The sequence below is a fragment of the Flavobacterium hiemivividum genome (assembly GCF_004349145.1).
GTDB lineage: Bacteria > Bacteroidota > Bacteroidia > Flavobacteriales > Flavobacteriaceae > Flavobacterium > Flavobacterium hiemivividum.
The window spans coordinates 224,954-243,112 of sequence record NZ_SMFO01000001.1; the positions used below are offsets into that span (position 1 = coordinate 224,954).

Annotated in this window: 14 protein-coding genes and 2 tRNA genes; 10 read left to right on the plus strand and 6 right to left on the minus strand. The window is 35.2% G+C overall.

Annotated features, from left to right (window positions below; all coding sequences use genetic code 11):
• The 5 genes from E0F98_RS00975 (at position 1) to E0F98_RS00995 (ending at position 6,107) form a co-directional block, all read left to right on the plus strand.
• Positions 1–810 (plus strand): TPM domain-containing protein, encoded by an 810-nt coding sequence (locus E0F98_RS00975; protein ID WP_132108331.1) that lies wholly within the window; start codon positions 1–3, stop codon positions 808–810.
• Between the two features lie 221 nt (positions 811–1,031).
• On the plus strand, positions 1,032–1,259 hold the full coding sequence (locus tag E0F98_RS00980) for a hypothetical protein (protein ID WP_132108333.1): 228 nt from the start codon (positions 1,032–1,034) through the stop codon (positions 1,257–1,259).
• Positions 1,260–1,873: 614 nt separating this feature from the next.
• Positions 1,874–3,349: an arylsulfatase gene (locus E0F98_RS00985; protein WP_132108335.1), complete on the plus strand. Its 1,476-nt coding sequence runs from the start codon at positions 1,874–1,876 to the stop codon at positions 3,347–3,349.
• A 27-nt stretch (positions 3,350–3,376) separates the two neighbouring features.
• Positions 3,377–4,903: a sulfatase family protein gene (locus tag E0F98_RS00990; protein WP_132108337.1), complete on the plus strand. Its 1,527-nt coding sequence runs from the start codon at positions 3,377–3,379 to the stop codon at positions 4,901–4,903.
• A gap of 88 nt (positions 4,904–4,991) precedes the next feature.
• Positions 4,992–6,107, plus strand: coding sequence for a formylglycine-generating enzyme family protein (locus E0F98_RS00995; protein ID WP_132108339.1), 1,116 nt, complete (start codon positions 4,992–4,994; stop codon positions 6,105–6,107).
• 133 nt (positions 6,108–6,240) lie between these two features.
• Here E0F98_RS00995 and E0F98_RS01000 read toward each other — a convergent pair whose 3' ends face one another.
• Together E0F98_RS01000 and der are read right to left on the minus strand one after the other, a co-directional pair.
• Positions 6,241–9,030 carry an outer membrane beta-barrel protein gene (locus E0F98_RS01000; protein ID WP_132108341.1) on the minus strand — a complete coding sequence of 930 codons (2,790 nt, stop codon included), beginning with the start codon at positions 9,028–9,030 and terminating at the stop codon, positions 6,241–6,243.
• A gap of 93 nt (positions 9,031–9,123) precedes the next feature.
• The gene (gene der, locus E0F98_RS01005; RefSeq protein WP_132108343.1) at positions 9,124–10,434 is read right to left on the minus strand and encodes a ribosome biogenesis GTPase Der; all 1,311 of its coding nucleotides are present in this window, start codon (positions 10,432–10,434) and stop codon (positions 9,124–9,126) included.
• 108 nt (positions 10,435–10,542) lie between these two features.
• Between der and E0F98_RS01010 the strand changes: the two genes are divergently transcribed.
• The gene (locus E0F98_RS01010; protein WP_132108345.1) at positions 10,543–11,040 is read left to right on the plus strand and encodes a hypothetical protein; all 498 of its coding nucleotides are present in this window, start codon (positions 10,543–10,545) and stop codon (positions 11,038–11,040) included.
• Positions 11,041–11,153: 113 nt separating this feature from the next.
• Here E0F98_RS01010 and era read toward each other — a convergent pair whose 3' ends face one another.
• The gene (gene era / locus E0F98_RS01015; RefSeq protein ID WP_132108347.1) at positions 11,154–12,035 is read right to left on the minus strand and encodes a GTPase Era; all 882 of its coding nucleotides are present in this window, start codon (positions 12,033–12,035) and stop codon (positions 11,154–11,156) included.
• Between the two features lie 117 nt (positions 12,036–12,152).
• Between era and E0F98_RS01020 the strand changes: the two genes are divergently transcribed.
• From E0F98_RS01020 to E0F98_RS01030, 3 genes are all read left to right on the plus strand, one after another.
• Positions 12,153–12,225 (plus strand) — tRNA-Met (locus E0F98_RS01020).
• Between the two features lie 34 nt (positions 12,226–12,259).
• A tRNA-Met gene (locus E0F98_RS01025) sits at positions 12,260–12,332 on the plus strand.
• A gap of 306 nt (positions 12,333–12,638) precedes the next feature.
• Positions 12,639–13,337, plus strand: coding sequence for a pseudouridine synthase (locus E0F98_RS01030; RefSeq protein ID WP_132108349.1), 699 nt, complete (start codon positions 12,639–12,641; stop codon positions 13,335–13,337).
• 583 nt (positions 13,338–13,920) lie between these two features.
• Here E0F98_RS01030 and E0F98_RS01035 read toward each other — a convergent pair.
• The 3 genes from E0F98_RS01035 to E0F98_RS01045 are packed head-to-tail and all read right to left on the minus strand — an operon-like array spanning position 13,921 to position 16,315.
• On the minus strand, positions 13,921–14,700 hold the full coding sequence (locus E0F98_RS01035; protein ID WP_132108351.1) for a glucose 1-dehydrogenase: 780 nt from the start codon (positions 14,698–14,700) through the stop codon (positions 13,921–13,923).
• A gap of 20 nt (positions 14,701–14,720) precedes the next feature.
• Positions 14,721–16,049: a serine hydrolase domain-containing protein gene (locus E0F98_RS01040; protein WP_132108353.1), complete on the minus strand. Its 1,329-nt coding sequence runs from the start codon at positions 16,047–16,049 to the stop codon at positions 14,721–14,723.
• 50 nt (positions 16,050–16,099) lie between these two features.
• A complete protein-coding gene (locus tag E0F98_RS01045) occupies positions 16,100–16,315 on the minus strand; it encodes a hypothetical protein (RefSeq protein ID WP_132108355.1) in 216 nt (71 codons plus the stop codon).
• A 675-nt stretch (positions 16,316–16,990) separates the two neighbouring features.
• Between E0F98_RS01045 and mgrA the strand changes: the two genes are divergently transcribed.
• Complete coding sequence (gene mgrA / locus E0F98_RS01050; protein WP_132108357.1) at positions 16,991–17,980, plus strand: L-glyceraldehyde 3-phosphate reductase; 990 nt, start codon at positions 16,991–16,993, stop codon at positions 17,978–17,980.
• Positions 17,981–18,159: the final 179 nt, after the last annotated feature.

Here is an 18,159-nt window from a genome sequence, read left to right on the forward strand (position 1 = left end):
ATGATTATATCTAAATTAAATAGTTCCCTTTATTTTAAATTACTTGTTTGCTTTTTTGTTACTCAATTGGGCTTCGCACAATATACTATACCAGAAAAACCTACTTTAGCCACTTCTGTTTACGACTATGCTAATCTTTTAAGCTCGACTGAAAAACTTCAACTAGAAGAAAAACTAATCAAATATTCTGATTCTACCACAACTCAAATTGTAGTCATTACTATTGAAAGTCTAAAAGGAGAAGATGTAAGTCAGCTAGCGACTAACTGGGCACAAACTTGGGGAATTGGTCAATCAAAAGAGGACAATGGAGTTATAATTCTGGTTTCTAAAACAGATCGAAAAATAGCAATAAACCCTGGTTACGGACTTGAAGATCGCTTAACGGCAGGAATTGGAGGAGAAATCATTAGAAATATAATTACTCCTGAATTCAAAGCTGGTAGTTACTACAATGGCCTTGACAAAGGAACCGATGCCTTGATTGATGTTTTTAAAGGCAAATACAAAGGAGAAAGAAAACAGAAAGCCAAAGAGAAAGGCTTCCCAATATTACCCTTCATTATTATTATCGTTATTATCCTAGTTCTTATTTCTAAAAATAAAGGCGGAGGTGGCGGAGGTAATTCTGGAAATCGTGGTGGTTTTGGACCAAGTTTACTAGATGTAATTATTTTAAGTAGTCTTGGCCGTGGCGGAGGCGGCGGTTTTGGCGGTGGATCTTCTGGAGGAGGATTTGGCGGCGGCGGATTCGGTGGTGGATTTGGCGGCGGCGGATTTTCAGGAGGAGGTTCAAGCGGAAGCTGGTAAAAAATATTCACAATAGACAATCATAAAAAAAGCTGCAAATTGCAGCTTTTTTTATGATTGTCTGTTTCATTTAGCAAAATCAAATATAACCCGCCATAATCCAATTCTTGTTCACATATAGTTAATCGCACCTTTTTCGGCTAACTACTTATTTATAAATTGATTATCATTTAGTTAACTTTCATTTCTAACTATTAATCGTAAATTTAATAGAAAAAGTCATGAAAAATTTTGCAATATTACTCGTGTGGATTACCACAGTATTTGTTTTTGTTTTTGCAGGTTTATCTCATACAAACATTGCATTCACTATTTCCATAAGCTTACTAATCTTTGGAGTCTTATTAATTTTATTTATGGTATACGCCGTGCTCACTGATAAGTATACCACTACAAAAACGTTTAAAGACTGGTATGAAGACCATTCTATGGACACTTTAGATGATTAGAGATTAACTTTTAAAGTACTTATTACTACCGATTTTGACCAGATAATCACTATTGCATTACAATATATCTTGCGAATTCCAATCGACAATTGTAATTAATAATGCGAATAGAGAGTAGGAATAAAAACTAGATTTTCAAAAAGTTAAACCCAAAAAACCTTTAAAAACCTTTCGATAGATTCTCGACTAGAGGCATTTTTAGCTTTTGATTTCTATTAATAATCAACACCTCTTAAAAAAGTTCTGTTTTACAGCTATTCTTAATACTAACATAATGTGCAGATTCTATTCGTTTTATAACAATAAGTCGGCTGTTACTTAAACTAATACTAAATCGCACATCCATTCTAGAATTATCTCTACTAGTTACCCATAAACTGGTAGGCACTAGTGCGATCCATTACTTAAAATATTATATTTTTGATATTCACTCTCAATTAATTAGTTTCAAAAACTTGATACGGTTGTATTGATATTTAAGTAGCACTAGCAAATAAATATCAATACACCAATAAGACAGAAAATAATCCTTTGCATATTAATAAGCAGAAGTCTTTCATTCTTAAAACGAATTAAAAAGAATAATAAGTGAATCTATCTATAACATAAAAAGTATGAATAAAATTAAAGCGATAATCTTCTGCTGCCTATTATCTAGTTCTGTTTTATCTCAACAAAAACCCAACATCATTTATATATATGCCGATGATTTAGGATATGGTGAGTTGGGAAGTTATGGTCAAATGAAAATAAAAACGCCCAATCTTGATCGCATGGCAAAAGAAGGAATGCGTTTTACACAACATTACTCAAGCTCGGCTGTTTGTGCCCCCGCTAGATGTATGTTGATGACAGGTAAACATGGGGGAAGTTCCTACATTAGGGGGAATTATGAACTGGGCGGATTTTTAGATAGTGAAGAAAAAGGCCAGATCCCGTTAAAAGCAGAGGAATTTACCGTTGCCGAATTAGTAAAGCAAAAAGGATATACGACTGCATTGGTAGGAAAATGGGGCCTTGGAATGAATGGGACTGAAGGCTCGCCAAATGCCCAGGGTTTTGATTATTATTACGGTTATCTCGATCAAAAGCAATCTCATAATTATTATCCTACACACTTGTGGGAGAATGAAAAATGGGATACTTTAAATCAGCCGTATATCAATGTACATAAAATTTTAGATCCTAAAACAGCCACTGATACTGACTTTGACTACTTTAAAGGGAAAGTTTATGCACCAGAAAAAATGACAGAAAAAGCATTAAAGTTCATAGATAACAATAAGGAAAATCCTTTTTTCTTGTATTTGCCATATACAATTCCGCATGCTTCTTTACAGGCACCAGAGGAATGGATAAAGCAATATATTGGTCTCTTTGAAGAAAAACCTTACTATGGACAAAATGGTTATGCTTCAACTAAATATCCGCTATCTACGTACGCAGCAATGATTAGTTATCTAGATGCCCAAGTGGGGATTATTATGGATCGAATAAAAGAATTAGGACTCGATGAAAACACGATTATCATGTTTAGCAGTGACAACGGAACCACTTTTAATGGAGGTGTTGATGCTGCCTTTTTTAATAGTGTAGATAATTTAAAAGGATTAAAAATGGATTTATACGAAGGCGGTATTCGGGAACCATTTATCGCGAGATGGCCCGGGAAAATCCGTGCTGGATCGACTTCAGATCTTATTTCTGCCCAATATGATTTTTTTGCTACAATTGCAGATTTAACCAATCAAAAAGTTAAAAACACAGACGGCATTTCTTTTCTTCCGGAACTACTAGGGAACAAGTCCAAACAAAAAAAACACGAGTATCTGTATTTTGAATATCCTGAAAAAGGAGGTCAAATCGCTATTCGAATGGGCGACTGGAAAGGTGTAAAAAGTAATTTAAAAAAAAATCCTAACGCACTTTGGGAAATTTATAACCTTCGAAGCGATAGAAATGAAACAGTAGATGTCTCAAATCAAAATTCGAAACTAGTGAAAAGGTTTGAAGAAATACTAAAAAAAGAACACCAAACTTCAGCTGTTAAAAACTGGGAGTTTATAAATACAAGAAACAGTAAACTATAAATTGACCAACTAAAATTATAATTAACAATGCATAAAAAAAACAGCTTTTCGATACTAAAAAAGAGCAGTATATTCTTGCTATGCCTTTTATCAACAGCTATATTTGCTCAAAAGCGACCAAATGTCATAATCATCATGACTGACGACTTAGGCTACGGTGATTTAAGTTGTTATGGAGCGACCAAGATTAACACTCCTAACATAGACAAACTGGCCAAACAAGGAGTGCGCTTCACTGATGCACATTCCACCTCGGCAACCTGTACTCCTTCTCGTTATGGTTTAATGACAGGACAATATCCTTGGAGAACAAAAGGTACTGGAATACTTCCTGGAGACGCTGCTTTAATAGTTCCGACAGATAAAACCACGCTACCTTCTTTATTTCAGAAAGCGGGTTATAAAACTGGAATTGTAGGGAAATGGCATTTAGGTTTAGGAAATGAATTACAGAAGAATTGGAACGGCGAAATAAAACCAGGACCGAATGAAGTAGGTTTTGATTACTCCTATATTTTCCCTGCAACGGCTGATAGAGTTCCTACTGTATTTGTCGAAAATCACCATGTAGTTGCACTAGATCCTAATGATCCTATTGAAGTTGATTATAGCAAAAAAGTGGGGAATGGCCCAACGGGCAAGGAAAATCCTGAATTACTAAAAATGAAATCTTCCCCTAACCATGGACACAACAATACTATTGTAAATGGAATAGGACGTATTGGTTATATGAGTGGCGGCAACAAAGCCCGTTGGACTGACGAGGAAATGCCGATGACTTTTCTATCGAAAGCAAATGAGTTTATCGAGACGAATAAAAAAGTTCCTTTCTTCCTTTATTATGCGTTAACAGAGCCTCATGTTCCCCGCATGCCTTCGACCATGTTTAAAGGAAAAAGCGGTTTAGGATATCGTGGTGATGCCATCTTACAAATGGATTGGACTGTAGGGGAAATCATGAAGCAACTAGAATATCAAGGCATAGCAAATAACACCATCGTTATTTTCACCAGTGACAATGGACCTGTACTTGATGACGGATATGAAGACGGAGCCGTGACAGAATTAAATGGACATACTCCTTGGGGATCTTTACGCGGCGGAAAGTATAGTACTTTTGAGGCAGGCACACGTGTTCCTTTTATCGTCAGGGGGCCAGCGACAATAAAAAAAGGAGTGTCACCAGCTTTATTATCTCAGGTGGATTTACTTCCTTCTTTTTCTAAAATGTTGAACGTAAAATTAGACAAAGATCAGGTAATTGATGGAGAAGATATGCTGCAAGCTATGTTAGGCAAAACTAACAAAGGGCGAACGGTACTTATTAAGCAAGGAATCAATACCCTAGCAATCAGAAAAGAGAACTGGAAATATATTGATCCGAGTAACGGACCAACAATGAATTTATTAACCAATATCGAAATGGGTAATAACCAGCAACCACAATTGTATGATTTAAATAAGGACATTGGAGAAAAAGAAAACCTTGCCAGTCGATACCCCGAAATCACAAAGGAGTTGGCGAAATTATTGCAACAAATAAAAGAACAATAAAGAATCAGTATTTTTGTAAAAGAAATAAAGAATAAACCAGTCCTTAAATCTAATTTTAGCTTTAGAAACCGGATTAAACAAACTTAAAATGAGACACCTAACGATTACTCTGGGATTGCTACTACTTGCAATAGGCTCCTGTGGCAAAAAAGAGGAAAAGATAAGCGCTACAGCCAGCACAGAATTTATGAGTTGTGCTTCATCGCTCCCCGCGCGTTTTTCAGCTACAAATACTACTGACACAATCAGTACATCAAAAACGGTTTCTTATGACGGAATGGTTAAAATTCCTGATGGCGAATTCCTGATGGGAGCTTCTGATGATGAAGGCCGAGAAGATGAATACCCACAACATAGAGTTAAAGTCAATGGTTTTTGGATGGATGCTACCGAAGTAACCAACGCACAGTTTGAAAAATTTGTGAAAGCTACTGGCTATGTGACTACAGCAGAAATAAAACCAGATTGGCAAGAAATAAAAAAGCAATTGCCACCAGGAACACCTAAACCAGATGAAAGTGTATTAGTGGCTGCCTCCCTTGTTTTTGTTCCTAGTACTACTCCAGTCGACTTGAATAATGTTGCTCAATGGTGGAGCTGGACCGAAGGAGCCAATTGGAAACATCCAAGCGGACCACAAAGTGACATAAAGGGAAAAGAAAACTATCCTGTAGTACACATTTCATGGGATGATGCAAATGCCTATGCAAAATGGGCAGGCAAGAGATTACCAACAGAAGCGGAATGGGAATTTGCTTCCAGAGGAGGATTAGTTGATAAAAAATACTTTTGGGGGAACGAAGCCCCAGAACAAGGAAAGTCTAAAGCAAATACTTGGGACGGAAAATTCCCTTACCTCAACTCGGCTAAGGATAAATTTGCAGGAGCTGCACCTGTAAAATCATTTACACCTAATAAATACGGATTGTATGATATGGCAGGAAATGTTTGGGAATGGTGCAGCGATTGGTACACACCAGAATACTATAAACAATTGTCTGGCAGCATTGCTAATAACCCTAAAGGACCTTCTAAAAGCTATGATCCTATGGAGCCAAGAGTTCCTAAAAAAGTGGTGAGAGGTGGGTCTTTTTTATGTAATGCATCCTACTGTAAAGGATATCGCGTTACTGCTCGAATGAAGTCATCACCAGATACTAGTTTAGATCACACAGGTTTTAGATGCGTAGCAGATATTAAATAATAGTACTAAACTTGAAAATGAAAAGTATTCTTTTTTCATCACTGAAAAAGTTAAACCATAAAAAAGTCCCGACGAAATCGGGACTTTTTTTACTTCTGGTCAATTGTAACTTAAAGGAGAGCAATCTTTTTATCTATAAAAACATAAAACCGTTCCCACTTGATTTCTTTTCCTTTGCCCCGAACTTAGTAAGTTTGTAAGTCAATGAAAACATAAGATACCTTTTTAAAACTACATTTTCTTCATCGCGTATATCTGTTGGAGAAATGGTTCTTGTCGCGCTTTGATTCTGATTCAACATATCATAGACTTTTACTTTTGCTGTCATTTTATTTTCAAAAAAGCTATAAGCTAAACTCGTATTCCAAAGATAAAAATCCTTTTTAAATCCATCTGCAATATTCGAATTATACGTATATCCAAAATCGTTACCAAAAACCCAGTTTTTAGGCCAATAATTAGTTGTTTGTACATTAAAACGATGAATTACACTTGAGGCTCCGTTAGTTCTAAAATTTGTATACCTAGAATCATTATAAGTAAAATTATAAGTTGGATTAATAGTGAGCAACTCACCATATTCATAGGTAAAATTAGCTCTTGGATTCAACCTTAATGTCTTGGCTTCATACATTTCATCATTTACAAAACCCTTCGCTAATCCATAATTAGCGCTAAAGTTCAAGCCATATTTAAAAGTATGAGCTTCTTTTTTAAATGATTTGTTCCAAGAAGAACCAATCCACGTAGAATAAGTTCCTGAAACATTTTCAAACGTAATACGGTTTTTTATACTCGAATCATATCGCACCGAAGAAACCACTTGATTATCATAAATGTTTCCGCCAAAATAAAAGGAGTAACCAGATCGTGTGGCATAATCATAATTATGAAGTCCAACGTATGCTACATGATTCCCACTTGGCTTTAAATCAACATTTCCCACAGTAGTACTTAGAGGGTTTGATAGATCCTCGACAGGTAAAATCTGAGCCGCAGTAGGAAAATCATAATCAAAAGTGTAGTTCACATATATCGATTTAGATTTACTAAATCGATAGGAGAGTCGCGAAGTGGCATATGGCAAAACATAATTTTTAGTCAAATTAGTAGGTTGTCCTAGATAAAATGAATAAGTATCATACTGTACTATCGAAGGACCTACAGTCATATTTATACTATATTTTTTCTTGTTAAGAGAGAACCCGGTTTGAGGACGTAATGTAGTTTTACTGGACGTCAACTCATTTGTTAATTCTGGATTCAAATCAGAATAGGTTTGAGAACCAGAATTAAAATCAAAGGTATTTCTATCATTCGACCTAGATTCATTGTTATAATTAATACCAACTTTCACTTTTAGAGAATCGGAAACAGGCTCAGCATATTCTACTTCAGCCACATACCTATCCACACTATTCCTATTTTTTCTAATTTGGTCTCTAATAATATCTGGATCTGTACCTTGATAAAACTGTGTATTGGTTTTGTTTAAAGAATTTACGTCCTCTACCGAATTTTCATTGCTAAACGAAGCGCTTAGAAAGCGACCTTTTTTACTGAATCTCTTATTGAAATTGATTGGAATGCTAAAGCTTCCTTTATCACTTTCGTCAAAAACTAGGGCGGTACTCTCATTAACCAGCTGACCGCTCTCATTAAAAGATTTTTCAAAAGAGTCATTAGTAAATTTCGAGTTCGACTTAGAAAATTTTGGTCCAACAAAAATAGTTGCCGTCGAATCTATTTTATATTCAAATTCAAAACTTACATTATGTCCTAAATTATCAGCACTTGTTGTTGCTTCAGATTCTCGGTTTATATTTCCATTAGGCAAAAATGTAATCGACTTGGTTCTATTTACATTATCTGAATTAGAATTTGTGAAGAAGTAATTACCACTTGCTTCTAATTTTTTGAATAATTCATCTGAATAATTTACCCCTACCATATCGGAACGAGTTATTCCTTGTCCGCCACCAAAACGATTTCCATTAAGCGTAAAAGAACCAGTAGCTGAGTTAACTGCCATAGAACTGTTTCTTCCGCCACTCATATTATCAAAAATCTCATTCATGGAGAATCCAGTAGAATTGATATTATTCGACGAAGCAAGCACACTTACCTTTCTTTTACCTTTAAAATAATTTATTAAAGCGCTACTTTCATAACGTTCCCCTGTTCCATAACCTCCCATAATTTTCCCGAAAAATCCCTTATTCTTCTTTTCATCAATGGTCAAATTGATACTAGCATTATTTGAAGTGGAAGCTTCTTTACTCAACTCCTCTTTTTTAGTTTTCGTATCTGAAATTTGGACTTTATTAATAATATCCGAAGGCAAACTTTGCAGCGCAATTTTACCGTCTTTATCGAAAAAAGGTTTACCGTTTACTAAAACTTGGTTTACTTCCTTTCCATTAACGGTAATTTTACCATCTGTTCCCACTTCTACTCCTGGCAGTTGCTTTAATAAGGTTTCAACATTAGCATCAGGGCGAACTTTAAAAGAAGAAGCGTTAAACTCTAATGTATCTTTTTTTATTCGAATAGGCGGCGCCTCACTTTTAATAACTACTTCGGACAGTAAATTTTCATTTTCGAACAAGTTTAAAACACCAAAATCCTTATTTTCTGTAAGTACTTTATTTTCCAACTTATAAGTCTTGTAACCCATAGATGAAATTTTCAAAAAGAAAGGCTTGTTGATTTTTTTGGTTTCCAAAATAAAGGAACCGTTTTTATCCGAAATCGTGTAATCAATAACCGTTGAATCTTGTACTGAAGTCAAAAAGACAGTAGCCGATTCTATGGGATTTTGGGTGTTTTTGTCTAAGATTTTGCCTTTGAGGCTAATATTGCTTTGCGCAAATAAGGAAACACTTAAAAAGAAAGACACGATAAGAAAGTACTTTTTTTCCATAAATAAAAAATTCGCTATTAATGATAAAACATTAACAGCGAATTAAGTAATTTAATATGAATTTATGTAATTTCTTACATAAACTTTAACATATTATTTCTCACGAATATAAATATCGATTGGTACACCTGAGAAGTCCCAGTTGTCTCTAATTTTATTTTCAAGGTAACGCTTGTATGGTTCCTTCACATATTGTGGCATATTAGCAAAAAACACAAACTGAGGCGTTTTAGTAGGCAACTGCATACAGTACTTAATTTTTACGTATTTCCCTTTTGTTGCAGGTGGTGGGTATGCTTCAATCACTTTCAACATGTATTCATTGAATTTTGAAGTAGCGATACGCTGCTGTCTGCTATCAAAAACTTTTACTGTTGCTTCTAATGCTTTCAATAAACGTTGTTTTGTCAATGCAGAAACAAAAAGAATAGGCACATCAGTAAATGGCATCAATTCTTCTCTAATTTTTTCTTCGTAATCTCTAGTTGACATCGTTTCCTTTTCAACTAAATCCCATTTGTTTACTAAGATCACAACGCCCTTTCTATTCTTTTCAGCTAACCAAAAAATACTTTGATCCTGACCTTCAAATCCACGAGTGGCATCAATAATCAAAATACAAATATCTGCATGCTCAATAGCACGTACGGAACGCATTACAGAATAAAATTCCAAATCTTCCTTAACTTTAGCCTTACGACGAATTCCCGCAGTATCAACAAGGTTAAATTCGAAACCAAAACGGTCAAATTTTGTATCAATAGAATCACGAGTAGTCCCCGCAATATCAGTAACAATATATCGATCTTTACCAATTAAGGCATTGATAAAACTTGATTTTCCAGCATTAGGTCTTCCCACTACTGCAAAACGAGGTAATGCAATTTCTTCTTGTGTTGGTTCTGGTTTTATAGGAAACGCATCAATTAAGGCGTCTAATAAATCTCCAGTTCCACTTCCTGAAATACTTGCAAAAGTGTAATATTCTCCTAAACCTAAGTTATAGAATTCAATTGCATCTTTCTCTCGCATAGCGTTATCTACCTTATTTACAGCTAGTAAAACCGGTTTTGTCACTTTACGTAAAAGTCTCGCAACAGCATCATCCATTGGAGTAATTCCTTCTTCAACGTCAACCACAAATATGATAACATCAGCCTCATCGATGGCTAACTCCACTTGTTTACGGATTTCGCCTTCAAAAACGTCATCAGAACCGCGAATATATCCTCCCGTATCAATTACGGAAAACTCTTTTCCGTTCCATTCACTTTTTCCGTAGTTTCTATCTCTGGTAACTCCAGAAACAGAATCTACAATAGCTTCTCTTCTTTGTATCAGCCTATTAAAAAGGGTTGATTTCCCCACATTAGGTCTTCCTACTATCGCAACAATGTTATTCATAAGTATTTATTCAAATATTTTGCAAAGGTAGTGTTAAATAGATTGACTATCAATTTTTTTAATATATTAGCGCGGGCTTTCCTTTTTAAATGATATAAGTTTACCAATATGGACACTAATAATGAACTAAGACTACGTTTACGATTCTATAAAGATGTTCCAGAAAACAGTGATTCACTGCTTCAAAAATTTGAAAACTATCAAAAATCAAACTGCGACGATTTTTCTGTAAAAACGGGCGGAACGCATATTTGGTTACATATAAAAGATAGTAAAAAGTCCTATTACTCTCCACATTTACACTTGGAATTAGAATCCAAGAACGAGAACGAAACACACATAAGAGGTCTTTTTGGCCCTGACCCTACCTTATGGACCTTTTTTATGTTTCTTCATTTTATAATTGCAGGAATATTGCTAATTTTCAGTGGTATCGCTTACTCCGACTATGTTTTAAAAAACAGCATAACGTTTGATTTAATCGTAATGGTACTTATGGTATTCGCTTGGTTTCTATTGTATATTATTGCCAAGCAAATTCGAAAAAATGGTCATGACCAAATGAATGAACTAGAAGCCCTATTCTTAAAAATAATAGCATCATAGTTCATTAGGAGTCAACCCATTTGAACACGATATTGGACAAAAAAAAAAAATCAATAATAGAAATTGAATTCTATTATTGATTTTTTAATTATTATGGTAAAACAATTATAAGTCTATTGATTGTAACCAAAACGTTTTAACATATTCACGTTACTTCTCCAGTTTTTATTCACTTTCACATACAATTCGATGTGTATTTGTTTACCAAAGAATTTTTCTAAGTCGGCACGAGCATCCATCCCCACTTTCTTTAACGCTGCTCCTTTATGCCCAATAACAATTCCTTTTTGTGTTTCACGCTCCACCATAATCAAAGAACGGATTCTAATGATATTTTCATCTTCAAAGAACTCCTCTGTAACAATTTCTACTGCATACGGGATTTCTTTACTGTAATTCAACAATATTTTCTCGCGTATTGTTTCGTTCACAAAGAAACGCTCTGGTTTATCTGTTAATTGATCTTTTGGATAATAAGCTGGTGATTCTGGTAAAAGCGAAATGATTCTTTGAAAAACTTCTGGAACATTAAAATTTTGCAAAGCTGATATTGGATATATTTCTGCATTAGGTACTTTCTCAGTCCAGAAAGCAACTTGTGTTTCTAATTGTTCTTGATTAGAGTTGTCAATTTTATTCAACAACAACAATACAGGAATTTTTGAATGAATAATTTTATTAAAGAAAGCTTCGTCTTTTAGATCCTGCTCCCCTATTTCGACCATGTAAATTAATATGTCAGCATCTTCAAAAGCGGACTTTACAAAGTTCATCATCGACGCTTGCATTTCATATGCTGGCTTGATAATCCCTGGTGTATCAGACAAAATCATTTGAAAATCTTCTCCGTTTACGATCCCAAGAATTCTATGACGAGTCGTTTGTGCTTTAGACGTAATGATAGAGAGTCTTTCCCCAACAAATGCATTCATTAATGTGGACTTCCCAACGTTTGGATTCCCGATGATATTTACAAAACCTGCTTTATGTGACATTTAATATATTATTTATTTTGCAAAGGTAGTTATATCAAGTGAATAGATAAAATAAAAGATTTTTTAATATTTTAGTTGCAAATATTAAATTTCGTTGTACCTTTGCACCCGAAACAACGCGGGATAGAGCAGTAGGCAGCTCGTCGGGCTCATAACCCGAAGGTCACAGGTTCGAGTCCTGTTCCCGCTACTAAGTTAATTTTATTGAGATTACAAACGCACATCGCGGGATAGAGCAGTAGGCAGCTCGTCGGGCTCATAACCCGAAGGTCACTGGTTCGAGTCCAGTTCCCGCTACTAAGAAAACCTTTCAGAAATGAAAGGTTTTTCTCATTCTATATCATTTAAAAATATTGAAATATCTCATATTCGCCGCGGCGTACTACTAGGAAAACTTCACAGAAATATGAAACTTTTTCTATTTCATATTTACTTTGAAAAATAAAACATACTCTTAAGTTAATAATCTTTTTTGTTCACCTAACAAAAATTGTAGGAGTCAAGAAACATTCACACATCTTTTCATAATAACTCTTCGTAGACTGCTGCAAATAAATAAGTCATAAAAGTAATTTCAATCGAAATCTCTTTTACTTTTGCCGAATGTTAGAAATTCTTTACCAAGACGAATACATTATAGCAATTAATAAACCAAGTGGACTGTTGGTTCATAAATCATTTTATGCGCGCGATGCAAAAGTGTACGCAATTCAAGAATTGCGAAATCAAATTGGAGGACAACACGTTTATCCTATTCATCGTTTAGACCGCAAAACATCCGGTGTCTTGTTATTTGCGTTAGACAAAGAGGTTTTAAAAATTATGAATGATCGTTTTGCCACACGCGAAGTCGAAAAAAAATATTTAGCCGTTTTACGTGGTTGGTCACCTGAAGAACTAACGATTGATTATGATTTAACCAATGATGATGACATCACACAAAATGCAATAACCTACTTTCATCGTTTGCAAAATGCCGAAATTGCATTAGAATTTAACAATAAACCCACGTCACGATATTGTTTGGTAGAAGCGATTCCTGAAACTGGACGTATGCATCAATTACGAAAACATTTCAAACATATTTTTCATCCCATTTTAGGAAGTCGTCCACACGGTTGTAACAAACAAAATAAATTATGGTTGGAGAATTACGATCTGAAAGGTATGATGCTTCATGCACATCAGTTAATTTTTAATCATCCAATAAGAAATGAACAACTAATTTTGAACGCAAAGATTAATGAAGAGTTTAGCAGAGTTGGTACTATTCTTAATCTAGATTTGAGTAAGTATAAATAGGATAATAATTTGAAAACTATCATCCTATTTTGAATTTAAAATACGCATATTAAAACACTATAATAATCATCAAAAAATTGGTTAAATAGTTCAATATATTCTAAATCCTTTAGATTTAGAAATACTCTCAACCAATTAAAACTCTAGTTTAACCTTTAACCATTTGCCCTTTCGCGAAAGCGGGCTTAAGACAATAATCCGCACTACAAAGCGGCGGCACTCGTAGCTTTTATTTCTCTCTTAATTTTTTCATTCTTCATAACGTCTAATTCACGCACATATCTCTTAGTCGATTGTCTTTTAAGACGTTTCCGTAACAGGACTACACCATGTTTGTCCAAACCATCTAGATTTAGAAAAGAAACATAGGTCAACACAGCACCACCTATCAACACTAGTACCCATAAATTCTCTTAGTAGAAATCATTAGCGCATTTTACTATGTATTAATTAGGAAAATAAGTGTAGAAATCACTGAATTGTATATAATAACTTTAATATCTTCGAAATTTGCATTTCGTATAATGATTTGCCGCTCCAATCGAATTTAGCTACGTATCAATCATAAGAAAACTTCACTAACCTACATATCCAGCGTTTGCTCTCCGCCACCATTTACAAACAAAACCTGACCACTTGTCCAGCTGCTTATAGGCGATGCAAAGTACAATACCGCTCCAGCTATATCTTCTGCCTCTCCAAGTCTGTTTATCGGAGTATGCTTCAGCATTGCTTTTTCTATTTCTGGAGTAAGCACAGTGCTTAAAGCAGCGGTTCGGGTTGCACCTGGCCCAATTGCGTTAATACGAATATTGTCTGGCCCGTAATCATAAGCGAGGTTACGTGTCATATGATTAATAGCTGCTTTAGAAGAAGCATACGCACTTATTGCCGGACTTTTATTAATCGATGCCATAGAAGACATATTAATAATACTTCCATAACCTGCTTTTTTCATATGTGGAGCTACCAATTGACACAAACGCCACATACTAAAAACGTTCATTTCAAAAACTTTTTTAAACTGCTCAACCGTAATATCATAAGGACTTTCTGCTCCTGCTCGACCACCACCTACATTATTAACCAAAATGTGAATCCCTCCAAACTTTGCAACAGTTTTATCTACTAGGTTTACTAATGCTTCGTCTTTAGTCACATCGCAATCAATGGCAATTGCATTTCCGCCATTATCATTAATTTCTTTGGCTGTTTTTTCTGCAGCTTCAAGATTGTAATCTGATACAACTACATTTGCTCCAAAAGCCGAAAGCATCTCACAGCTTGCTTTTCCTATTCCGTTTGCTCCCCCTGTAATAATGGCTGTTTTGCCTGTTAAATCGAAAAATTTTGAAGTATCCATATTAATATATTTTTAAGTTATTATTTTTTATTTATTAGATAATCTGCAACAGCCTGATATGCTGGCAAAGAAGTAGCATCGTTTGCTGCATTTCCCGCCACAGGATGAGAAGATAAGCGCACAAGTACCATTTCTGCAAAAGGGTCTATATAGATGGTCTGTCCATGAACACCACGAGCTGCATAGGCACCATCTTTGTTTTCTGTAATCCACCACATATTACGATACGACCAACCCTTGAGTCCAGGATGCTCCGATTTTTCGAAAGCAGCGACACTTCCACCGCGCGCAATATCTTGTACGGCTTTAGCAGGAAAAAGCTGCTCACCATTCCAGTTGCCTTGCTTACGTAATAATTCTCCAAATCGAGCTAAATCACGCAATCCTGCATTAAATCCGCCACCAGTAAATGCAATTCCTTTACTATCTACTTGATAATAGGCGTCCTGCTCCATTCCAATTTTACTCCAGATCCGTTCAGAAAGCAGTTCGTTTACAGATTTTCCAGAGGCTCTTGCAATGATCCAGCCTAATGCATCTGCGTTTACAGTTTTATAACCAAATATCTCTCCGTGAACCCCTTGTTTCTTAACTGTCTCTAAATACTCATAGTAACCTTCGGGACCTTTATAATCTTTGGGCTTTGGCAGCGGGTTTCCAGCGTTTGAAAACTGCCACACATCTGCATTGGGATTTGCGTAATCTTCACTGTAATTTAAAGCGGTCGTCATGTCCATTACATCGCGTACCGTAGCATCTGCATAAGCGGAATTTTTAAGTTCTGGCACATAAAAAGGAACTAATTTTGTCTCGTCCAGTGTACCTTCAGCTACGAGAATAGAAGCTAGAGTTCCATTAAGTGATTTCGTAAGTGACATCACAGCGTGAACTTCGGTTTCTGTGAGAGCGCCAAAGTATCGTTCATAAATGACTTTACCTTTGTGGAGAATAATCATACCGTCTGTATAATTTTGTGCCAACGATTCTTCCCAAGTCATTTTTTTGGTTGTATTCCAAGGTGTAAATGTTAGTTCGTCAATCTTACCGTCTAACTCGTACGTCATTACACTTGGAGCTTTGAGACCTTTTGAAACCCTTATTGTGGGTAAAAATTCCCGCATATGCACAACGCTATATCGAATGGCTGGAAATTTGAAAAAGGAACCGTCCCCGCTATGCAAGACTTTGGCTGCAGGAGGAGGAAATCCTTCCATCCAGCCGAAGTTGCTGGGTTCACTTTCCTTTGCCGATAAGAATTTCTGTTTTTCTTGCGCCATCGTTTGTAATGTTAGTGCCAATAAAATTAAAAGAGTAAAGCTTTTTTTGGACTTGTCGTGAGTTATTGCCATTTTCATTATTTTAATTGAGCTACATTTATTTTTCATTATTCATTCAGAAGTTAATTTTCCTCCAATATTGATTCTTTCAGGGTGAGATAATTCACAATCCCAGAAACCAGGCTTGCTATAACTCCTCTAATCAGTAACGTTGTAATAAATGATACTGTAATCGTTCCCATATATTTTTGTCTTAAAACGGCCAAGGAAGTTATAATTCCAAAAGTGAAGAAGCCATGTTTTATGGTCAACCACAAAGCAGTCGGGAAAAAAGACACTTTTTTTCTTTAATTCCAAAATAAGCTACCAAAGTTACTATCATTGAAAGTGCAATAGCTAAAACCACCGCAGTCCAAAAAACAGTCTCCTCAGTAATTGCAATTGAATCAACTGAAATAGCGATCGACACTTTATCTTTTTAAAAAAATATTGGATTCCCGATTTATAAGAGCATTAATAAACCCCGTTGCAATAGCTTTTTTTTACTAGATTAGGTTGTGATTTTTTATTCATAAAATTAGAATGGAAGTTCTTAATTTTTAGTTTGCTTTTAGAATAATATCCTACTCACTAATTTAGAGACCTATTAGATACGCAGCTATTCTATCAAATTTAACTAAAAAAAAGAAATTTTGGATATAATCCAATAAAACTATCATGTTTACAATTTATAAAAATCTAACCCCCTTTTTCTGAAGACTACTTTTTTTTGACTTTATAATTTGAATTAAGGAGAATACAAGATGCTCAGAAGCAAGTTTTCACCAATTACAACACCTTAAAAACAAATCCCTTAAACAACAGAAAAATTTTATACGCCTAATTATTCCCAATTCTGCCTGAATCAATTACAAAGATGTAAAACATTTTTTATTATATTGCAAATCTAACGCTCTACACAATTGTACCCAAGTTTTATACTTGAGGCTACAATTTCGTAAAACTCATAAAAAATGACATACAAACCAGCAGCAAATAGATATGACTCTATGGAATATCGCCGATGCGGAAACTCAGGACTAAAGCTTTCTGCTTTTTCATTAGGACTTTGGCACAACTTCGGAGAAAATAGTGATTTTGAGAATAGCCGTAATTTGATAAAAACGGCTTTCGATAACGGAATTACCCATTTTGATTTAGCCAATAACTATGGACCACCACCAGGGTCGGCAGAAAAATGTCTAGGTCGAATTTTAAAATTAGATTTTAAAGACTACAGAGACGAAATGATTATTTCGTCAAAGGCAGGTTACACTATGTGGGACGGTCCTTATGGTGATTGGGGATCAAAGAAATATTTAATTTCCAGCTTAGACCAGAGTTTAAAGAGAATGAATTTAGAATATGTAGACATCTTTTACCATCACAGACCAGATCCAGAAACACCTTTGGAGGAAACCATGGCTGCTTTAAATTTAATTGTACAACAAGGAAAAGCATTATATGTTGGCCTCTCAAATTACCAACCCGCCGAAGCAGAAAAAGCGTTCAAAATCTTAAAAGAAATGGGAACACCCTGTTTGATCCATCAACCCAAATATTCAATGTTCGAACGATGGATCGAAGACGGTCTTTTGGATTTACTAGGAAAAGAACGAGTGGGCTGCATTCCGTTTTCTCCATTGGCACAAGGGTTATTGACGGACAAATATTTAAACGGCATCCCAGCAGATTCTAGAGTAGCGACTAGCGGACAATTTCTAAAAGCAGATCATATTACCCCTGAAAGACTTGAGAAAATCAAAGCATTAAACACTATCGCAATAGAAAGAGGTCAGAAACTAGCACAAATGGCACTGGCTTGGATTTTACGCGATAACAGAGTAACTTCTGTATTAATAGGATCTAGTAAACCAGAACAAATAATAGATTCAATAAAAGCATTGGAAAACACCAATTTCAGCAACAAAGAATTAGAGAGAATTGATGCTATTTTAAAATAATGCAACAGCTAATATCCCAAAGCGATATTAATTTGTAAAAGAATCTACAGTGTAAAATAGTTACACCCTAGGTTCTTTTATTTTTTATATAAAAAAACCCATGATGCGAGAGCAATATGGGTTTAAAATCACTAAACTAATCAAAAAACTACAAACCAATTGAGAGCAAAAAATTCCTT